This window comes from Xanthomonas sp. SHU 166, from assembly GCF_000364685.1.
Taxonomy (GTDB): domain Bacteria; phylum Pseudomonadota; class Gammaproteobacteria; order Xanthomonadales; family Xanthomonadaceae; genus Xanthomonas_A; species Xanthomonas_A sontii.
Genome location: NZ_AQOJ01000946.1, coordinates 1 through 7,927 on the forward strand (window position 1 = coordinate 1; position 7,927 = coordinate 7,927).

The following is a 7,927-nucleotide window of genomic DNA, read 5'->3' on the forward strand; positions in this document are numbered from 1 at the left end:
GCGGCCAGGCCACGCCTTCCAGTTGCGGCAGCGGCAGCGGCGGTGGCGCGGGCGCGGTATCTGCGTTCGATCCGGTACGGGCCGGCGCGATCAGGCCGTCGCGGATCCGGGTCAGCACCGCCAGGCGCCAGGCGCGCACCAGGGTATAGCTGACCGAGCCGGTGCTGGCGCGGCCTTCCCAGTGCTTGGCCGCTTGCGAGATGGCGTGCAACGCCGGCGTCGCCGCACCGGCATCGCGTTGCTGCAGCAGCGCCCACCAGCGCTGCAGGAACAGGGCGCGGTCGTCGAGCTGGATCGCCAGCAACTGCCGTTCGTCGAGGTGCGGATGCAGGCGCAGGTCGTCGCGGATCTGCTGTGCGCGTGCGCCCAGCGCATAGCCGCCGTCGCCGAGCGGCGCCAGTTCGGCGCCGCCGATCACGCGGGCATTAGCGGTCCACAATTGCCCGTCGGCGGGATCGATGCGTTGCGGCGACTGGCCGGTGGACAGCGGCCACGGCGCGCAGCGCGCCTCCGCCGGCACTGTCGCGCGCACGTCGTGCATCACCGCATCGGCCGCGCAGTGCGGGCCGCGCAGCGGCAGCGGGCCGAGCACGCGCCAGCCGATGTGGCCGTCGCGGTCGGCCAGCACCAGGTTCTGTGCCGGCGTGGCGATGTGCTGCGCACGGGCGAAGGCATCGGGCAGGGTGTCGGCGCGGGCGAAGTCGGCCAGCCCCAGATTCAGCGCACCCGGCAACTGCGCGGCCCAGCGCAACGCCAGCGCGCTGCCGTCGGGTTCGTGTTGCAGGATCGGGCCATAGGCGGTGTCTTCGACCTGCAGTTCGGTGTCGGGGGCGCCCGAGACCTTGATTCGTTCGCGGTGCACGGTGACCGGCGTGCAGCCGGGCTGCGCCACCGCGGCGCACGGCGTGAGCCGGTACCAGTCGGCGGTATCGGCATAGCTGTTGGTGAACCCCCAGGCGATGTGACCGTTGCTGCCGACGATCACCGCCGGCAGGCCGGGCAGCGAGAATCCGGACACGTCCACGTGGCCGCCCGGCGCCTGCGCATCGGCATAGCGCAGGCGCACACGGAACCACAGGCTGGGCGCGCGCAGGCCCAGATGCATGTCGTTGGCGACGATGGCGCGGCCGTCGGCGGTGCGGCTGCCGGCGATCGCCCAGTTGTTGCTGCCGGGCGCGCTGGTGGCGACCGCCTCGGTCGCGGCGGGGGCGGGCGCGTCCGCCAGGCGGCGCAGATCGACCTGATCGGCGGAGGGCAGCTCCGCGTCGCCGCGCACGCTGCCGTCCAGTGTCGCGTCCCAACTGCTGCCCTCGTGGCGCAGCAGGGCGTACAGCGGCGCCGGCAAGCGCTGCTGCAGGCGATACAGGGCCAGCTTGCGCTCGAGTTGCTTGCCCTGCAGGTCGAAGTACATCGCCTGGCCGGCCAGCGCCGAATCCACCGGCTGCCAGTCGCGCGGCGCGGCGAACAGCATCAGGTAAGGCCACGGCCGTATCCGCAACGCGTGCAGGCCCTGGTTGACGCCCGCACTGTAGGCCTGCAAGGCCGCCGCGTGCGTGCCGGCGAACGCGGCCAGTTGCGCGCTGCTGCGCGCGCGCAGGCGATGCGCCCGCCGTGCCTTGTCCACGTCCAGTGCGTGCGGACCGACCAGCTCGGACAGTTCGCCTGCGGCGGCGCGGCGCAGCAGGTCCATCTCGAAGAAGCGTTCCTGCGCGTGCACGTAGCCGAGCGCGCGCATCGCATCGGCCTCGTCGGCGGCATCGATGGTGACCACGCCCAGCGCGTCGCGCTGGATGCTTGCCGGTGCGCGCAGGCCTTGCAGCGGGGCCTTGCCGTCGAGCGTGGCCAGGCTGCCGCGCAGCAGCAGCCAGATGCCCAGCGCCACGGCCGCCGTCAGCAGCAGCGTCCCCAGCAGCAGGCGTTTCCATCGACCGCGCATCGTCTCTCTCCGGTGGGCAAGTCTCCGATTCTAGACACGACTGCGTGTCGTTCCCGCGTAGGCGCGGCGCGCTGTGCGCGGGGTCACGCATCGCGGATGTGCGAGTCGGGATGTGAATGATTCCGATTGGAACGCGGCGCGGCGGCATCGGGCACTATGGCGCCCTCAGTCGACCCCACGGAGCCCGCCCCATGAAGGGACACCCCGACGTTGTGCAATGCCTCAAGGAGCTGCTGCGCGGCGAACTGGCCGCGCGCGACCAGTATTTCATCCACTCGCGGCGTTACGAGGACCAGGGCCTGCTGGCGCTGTACGAACGCATCAACCACGAGATGGAAGAGGAGACCGAGCACGCCGATGCGCTGCTGCGGCGCATCCTGTTCCTGGAGGGCGACCCGGACATGCGCCCGCACGCCTTCGAACCCGGGCGCACGGTCGAGGAGATGCTGGAGAAGGATCTGAAGGTCGAGTACGAAGTGCGCGCCAATCTGGCCGCGGGCATGAAGCTGTGCGAGCAGCACGGCGACTACGTCAGCCGCGACGTGCTGCTGGCGCAGCTGCGCGACACCGAGGAAGACCATGCCTGGTGGCTGGAGCAACAGCTCGGCCTGATCAAGCGCATCGGCATGGCGCTGTACCAGACCTCGAAGATCGACGGGCACGTGTCCGGCAAGGACGCCTGATCCGTCCGTGCGCCTCCCGCTTTCGGGAGGCGCCGATGCACTGAGCGGGACCCATCCCCGCCATCGCGGCCGTGCCATCGCCGGCCGCTTCTGACCCGCCGATCGTGCCGGTCGCCACAACTCTCGCTGGCCCGCGCCGGCGCTGCCGACCTTCGCGGGCGACAGTGCGCATCGCGGTGTCGCGGCGGTTGCTGCTGCAGCAAGGCGGCAGCGACTGCCGACACGCCTTCTGCCCTTCTCGTTTCCTGACGCCGCCGATCGGGTTCGGCCGCGCGCGGCCGCGTCGCCGGATGGCGTGGCTGGCGCAGTCGCTCGGTTCGCAGTGCGACGCCATGGCGATCGGACGAGCCGATCTGTCGTCGCCGTCCTCCCCGATGGCTGTTGCAATGCCGCAAAAATCGGCCGTCGCACGCATGTCGCTGCACACGCGAACCCTTGAAATCCAGGCGTTTGCGCGCCTCGCCACGTCCGCGGCAAAGGCCCTGCGGACAATGCTTGCAAAACGGTAGTGATCGCTATACGGTAGTTTTAACTACTTAATTGCGCGATGGCGAGGGGGCGTTCGATGCAGGCGAGTCCGGGAATGAAGCGGTACGGCGCGGTCGGTGTGGTGATCGCGGGATGGCTGCTGGCGACCGCGACGGCGTGTGCGGCGCCGGCCGCGGCGCAGGGGCTTTGGCTGACCGCGGCCAAGGACGCGGTGGTGGAGTTCGCGCCCTGCGCGGATGCGGCCACCGCCTTGTGCGGACGCATCGTCTGGGACAAGGACGCCGGCACCGCCACCGATACATGCGGCGTGCAGATCGCGCGTCTGGGGCACGAGGACGGCGATACCTGGCGCGACGGCTGGGCCTTCGATCCGCGCAGCGGCAAGCGCTACAAGGCCACGCTGCGCGCCAGCGGCAAATCGCTGGACCTGCGCGCCTTCGTCGGCGTGGAAGTGCTCGGCGAGACCGAACGCTTCACCCGCGTGCAGGCGCTGCCCAGCACGCCGGTCTGCGCCAAGTAATCACCCGCCGCGCGCGCAACGCGCCGGCACCCTCGACGTGCGGGGCCCGCGACGGCCGCCGCGCGTCCCACCTTCCTCAGCGAACAGGGGAGATTGAGATGACTGCAGTCCGCTTCATGGCGACCCTCGCGGGCGCACTGGCCCTGCACGGCGCGTGCTGTGCCCAGGCGCAGGCCCAGCAGGCCGACGCCGATGGCATGGTCAACTACGAGTTCCAGAACCAGATCAAGCTGATGAGCGAGCAGCGTACGCGCGGCGTGTCCGACTCGCTGATGCGCCCATCGCTGAAGTGGACCACCCAGTTCGTGCACGCCAGCGGCTTCGTCGCGCTGCTGGAGGTGGCCAAGGTCAGCAAGAAACAGTTCCTCGATGGCGACGGCCTGGGCATCACCGCCGCGGCCGGCTACCGCTTCGGCAATCCCGATGCCTGGCATGCCGGGGTCGGCCTGGCCACGGAACGGTTCCCGGGCGCCAGTTTCCTGGCCCCGCACCGGATCGACCTGGAGACGGGAACGCCTGAGGACATCCGCCGCACCGACTACGACAGCAATTTCGGCGTGTTCGAACTCGGCTACGGCGCAGTCGAGGGCCGCGTGCTATACGTGTTCTCCAAGACCTACCGTGGTGCCGACACCGGCGGCGTGTGTGCGCAGATCCTGCAGTTCGCCGCCGACCCGACGACGGCGCTGCGCTGCTTCGCCCGTGGCGAGCACGACTCGCGCGGCACGCTGCTGGGCGATCTCAACTACCAGACGCCGCTGCTGCCGTCGGTATTGCCATCGACCACGCTGCGCCTGCACGCCGGCTACCAGAAGCTGCGCAACTTCAGCGAGGGCAGCTTCGCCGACTACCAGATCGGCGTCACCCACAAACATTGGGGCCTGGACTGGAACCTGGACTGGGTCAGCACCCGGGTCAACGCGCACGAGCTGTATTGGGTGCAGGACGGCGCGCGCATCCGCAAGACCGACGGCGACACCCTGGTGGCCTCGATCGGCTACACGTTCTGACCGATGCGCAGCGAACTGCTCGATGCCGACCGGGGCGGCGACCAGCCGCTGGTGCTGGCGGTGGACCTGGGAACCTCCGGCTGCAAGTGCGCGCTGGTCACCCTGGAGGGCCAGGTGATCGCCTGGGCCTTCGAACCGGTGCCGCTGCACGTGCACGGGGTCTGCGCCGAGCAGGATCCGCGCGACTGGTGGAACGCGTTGCTGGTCACCGCGGCGGCTGTGCTGCAAGGCGGCGAGGCGTTGCGCCGGCGGGTGACCGCGGTGTGCTGCTCGACCCAGGGCGAGTGCACCGTATGCGTGGACCGCGACGGCCGCGCGTTGGGCAACGCCATGCTGTGGCTGGACATGCGCGGGCAGGCGGCGATCGCGCGGCGCCTGCGCGGGCGCTGGCTCAACGTGCGCGGCTACGCGCCGCTGAAACTGCTGCGCTGGCTGCGCCTGAGCGGCGGCGCGCCGGCCGGCAGCGGCAAGGATTGCGCCGGCCACATCGCCTACCTGCGCGACCACGAGACGCAGCGCTACCAGCGCACGCACAAGTTCCTCAACGCGCTGGACTATCTCAACCTGCGCCTGACCGGGCGCTTCTGCGCCACCGCCGATTCGGTGCTCACCACCTGGGTTACCGACAACCGCGACCCGATGCGCATCCGCTACGACGACGGCCTGCTGCGCTTGCTCGGCATCGAGCGCGACAAGCTGCCGGAGCTGGTGGCCTCGACCGAGGTGCTGGGGCCGCTGCTGCCGGGCGTGGCCGCACAACTGGGCCTGTCGCCGCAGACCCGGGTGATCGCCGGCGCCATCGACAACTCGGCGGTGGCGGTGGCCGCGGCCGTCGAGGACTACGCCGCGCATCTGTATCTCGGGACCTCGTCGTGGCTGGGCGCGCACGTGCCGCGGATGAAGACCGACGTGTTCAGCAACATCGCCGCGGTGCCGTGCGCAGTGAGCGGGCGCTACCTGGCCACGGCGCTGCAGTCCACCGCCGGCGCCAACCTGTCGTTCCTGCGCGACCGCATCCTGTTCCATCCCGACGAACTGCTGCGCGACGAAGAACGCCCGGACGTGTACGAGGTGCTCAACGTCATCGCCGCGCGGGTGCCGGCCGGCGCCAACGGGCTGGTGTACATGCCGTGGCTGTTCGGCGAGCGCACCCCGGTCGAGGACCACAGCCTGCGTGCCGGGCTGGTCAACCTGTCGCTGATGCACACCCGCGAGGACATCATCCGCGCCTTCATGGAAGGCGTGGCGTTGAACACGCGCTGGATGATGGAACCGTTCGCGCGCTTGCTCGGCCGCGATCCGGGCGTGATCGCCGCGGTCGGCGGCGGCGCGCAGTCGGACCTGTGGTGCCAGATCATCGCCGACGTCAGCGGCCAGCCGATCCGGCAACTGCACAACCCGATCCAGGCCAATGCGATCGGCGCCACCTTCATCGCCGGCGTCGGCCTGGGCCGGCTGCGCTTCGCCGACCTGCCGGCGCTGCAACGCGCGCGCAGGGTGTACGAGCCGTCGCCACGCACCCGCGCGCTGTACGACGACCGCTATGCGATGTTCCGCGAATTGCAGCGCACCCTGGCGCCGATCTACCGGCGCATGAATCCCGTTCCCGAGTGCGTGCCGGAGGTTCCCCAGCATGTTTGCCCATGAACAACGCGCACGCGTGGTCGCGCTGTGCGTGGAGTTGTCGCGGCGCGGCTACCTGGCCGGCACCGGCGGCAACGTCGCGCTGCGCCTGGATGCCGAGCGCTTCGCGGTGACGCCGTCGGCCATCGATTACCTGACGATGCGCGCCGAGGACATCTGTGTGGTGCGCCTGGCCGACCTGCGGCAACTGGATGGTGCCGCCACGCCGTCGGTGGAGACCGGGCTGCATGCGCAGGTGCTGCGCCGCCGCCCCGATGTGGCCTGCAGCATCCACACCCACCAGCCGGTGGCCAGCGCCTGCGCGCTGCTGGGTGCGGCGCTGCCGGTCGAGGATCCGGCGTTGCAGGCAACGATCGGTGCGCGTGTGCCGATGATCGGCTACTTCCCGTCCGGCACCGGGCTGCTGGCCTGGTTGCTGGCGCGGCAACTGCGCCCGTCGAGCAACGCCTACCTGATGCGCAACCACGGCGTGCTGTGCTGCGGCCGCAGCCTGGAACAGGCGGTGGCGGCGGTCGATGCGCTGGAGCAGCTGGCGCGCGATCACCTGGCGCGCCGCATCGAACGCCGCGCGCTGCACGACGCCGGCCTGGCCGCGCCGTTGCGTGCCGTCCTCACCGCCCTGGAGGCCTGACCCCATGCACGCCCTTTCCGTTTCCGCTCCCCCGAACCCGGCACCGACGATGAGCCAGACCCCCGCCATTTCGCAGTGGCCCGATGTGGACCAGTTGTACGCGCGCTTCCATACGCTGGTGAACCAGCCGATGCGGCCGATCGGCGCCGCCGGCATGTCCAAGGTGATGCGCTATTTCGACGCGCGTTGCCAGGGTTCCAAGCGCCTGGGCGAGGCGGCCAAGCAGGTGATCCCCGGTGGCGTGCAGCACAACCTGGCGTTCAACCATCCGTTCCCGCTGGCCATGCACAGCGCCGAGGGCGCGTACCTGACCGACGTCGACGGCAACCGCTACATCGACTTCCTGCAGGCCGGTGGCCCGACCCTGCTCGGATCCAATCCGCCGGAACTGCGCGAGCACGTGCAGGCGGTACTGGACCAGTGCGGCCCGGTGACCGGCCTGCTGCACGCGTACGAGGTCAAGCTGGCCGAACTGGTCTGCGCCAGCATGCCGGCGGTGGAGATGCTGCGCCTGCTCGGCTCCGGCACCGAGGCGGTGATGGGCGCGGTGCGCCTGGCCCGCACCCACACCCGCAAGAAATGGATCATCAAGATCGGCGGCGCCTACCACGGCTGGAGCGACCAGCTGGTGTACGGCATGCGCCTGCCGGGCACCGGGCGCATGGAGGCGATCGGCATCCCGCGCGGCGCCACCGCCTACACCCAGGAATGCCATCCCAACGATCTGGAGGCATTGCGGCGCAAGCTGCAGTTCAATCGCCTGCGCGGCGGCACCGCGGCGGTGCTGCTGGAACCGCTGGGGCCGGAAAGCGGCACGCGGCCGGTGCACCACGACTACAACCGGCAGGTGCGCAAGTTGTGCGACGAGTTCGGCGCGCTGCTGATCTTCGACGAAGTGGTCACCGGCTTCCGGCTCGGGCCGGGCGGTGCGCAGGGCTACTTCGGGGTCCTGCCGGACATCACCGTGCTCGGCAAGTGCCTGGCCGGCGGCTATCCGATGGCCGGCGCGATCGG

At 70.5% G+C, this 7,927-nt stretch carries 8 protein-coding genes; 7 read left to right on the forward strand and 1 reads right to left on the reverse strand.

The features are described from left to right. On the reverse strand, nt 1-1,936 hold a 1,936-nt coding region (locus tag D180_RS21200), incomplete at its 3' end, for a penicillin acylase family protein (RefSeq protein ID WP_017914347.1). Between the two features lie 191 nt (nt 1,937-2,127). Here D180_RS21200 and bfr point away from each other — a divergent pair. The 7 genes from bfr to D180_RS21230 all read left to right on the forward strand — a co-directional run. Then, complete coding sequence (gene bfr, locus D180_RS21205; protein WP_026143459.1) at nt 2,128-2,619, forward strand: bacterioferritin; 492 nt, start codon at nt 2,128-2,130, stop codon at nt 2,617-2,619. 164 nt (nt 2,620-2,783) lie between these two features. After that, nucleotides 2,784-3,128 (forward strand): hypothetical protein, encoded by a 345-nt coding sequence (locus D180_RS24095; protein WP_157835495.1) that lies wholly within the window; start codon nt 2,784-2,786, stop codon nt 3,126-3,128. Nucleotides 3,129-3,202: 74 nt separating this feature from the next. Further along, nucleotides 3,203-3,628 carry a DUF2147 domain-containing protein gene (locus tag D180_RS21210; protein ID WP_017914348.1) on the forward strand — a complete coding sequence of 142 codons (426 nt, stop codon included), beginning with the start codon at nt 3,203-3,205 and terminating at the stop codon, nt 3,626-3,628. 116 nt (nt 3,629-3,744) lie between these two features. Continuing rightward, a complete protein-coding gene (locus D180_RS21215; protein WP_043091504.1) occupies nt 3,745-4,638 on the forward strand; it encodes a TorF family putative porin in 894 nt (297 codons plus the stop codon). Between the two features lie 3 nt (nt 4,639-4,641). After that, nucleotides 4,642-6,285: an FGGY-family carbohydrate kinase gene (locus D180_RS21220; RefSeq protein ID WP_017914350.1), complete on the forward strand. Its 1,644-nt coding sequence runs from the start codon at nt 4,642-4,644 to the stop codon at nt 6,283-6,285. After that, a complete protein-coding gene (locus D180_RS21225; protein WP_043091505.1) occupies nt 6,272-6,913 on the forward strand; it encodes a class II aldolase/adducin family protein in 642 nt (213 codons plus the stop codon). Before D180_RS21220 ends, D180_RS21225 begins: the two co-directional genes overlap by 14 nt. 49 nt (nt 6,914-6,962) lie before the next feature. Next, nucleotides 6,963-7,927, forward strand: a 965-nt coding sequence (locus D180_RS21230; RefSeq protein WP_017914352.1) for an aminotransferase class III-fold pyridoxal phosphate-dependent enzyme, incomplete at its 3' end; no start/stop codon positions are given.

Coding starts and splice junctions, on each gene's coding strand:
- D180_RS21210 (WP_017914348.1), top strand. CDS start 3,203: ATGAAGCGGTACGGCGCGGTCGGTGTGGTGATCGCGGGATGGCTGCTG.
- D180_RS21225 (WP_043091505.1), top strand. CDS start 6,272: ATGTTTGCCCATGAACAACGCGCACGCGTGGTCGCGCTGTGCGTGGAG.
- bfr (WP_026143459.1), top strand. CDS start 2,128: ATGAAGGGACACCCCGACGTTGTGCAATGCCTCAAGGAGCTGCTGCGC.
- D180_RS21215 (WP_043091504.1), top strand. CDS start 3,745: ATGGCGACCCTCGCGGGCGCACTGGCCCTGCACGGCGCGTGCTGTGCC.
- D180_RS21220 (WP_017914350.1), top strand. CDS start 4,642: ATGCGCAGCGAACTGCTCGATGCCGACCGGGGCGGCGACCAGCCGCTG.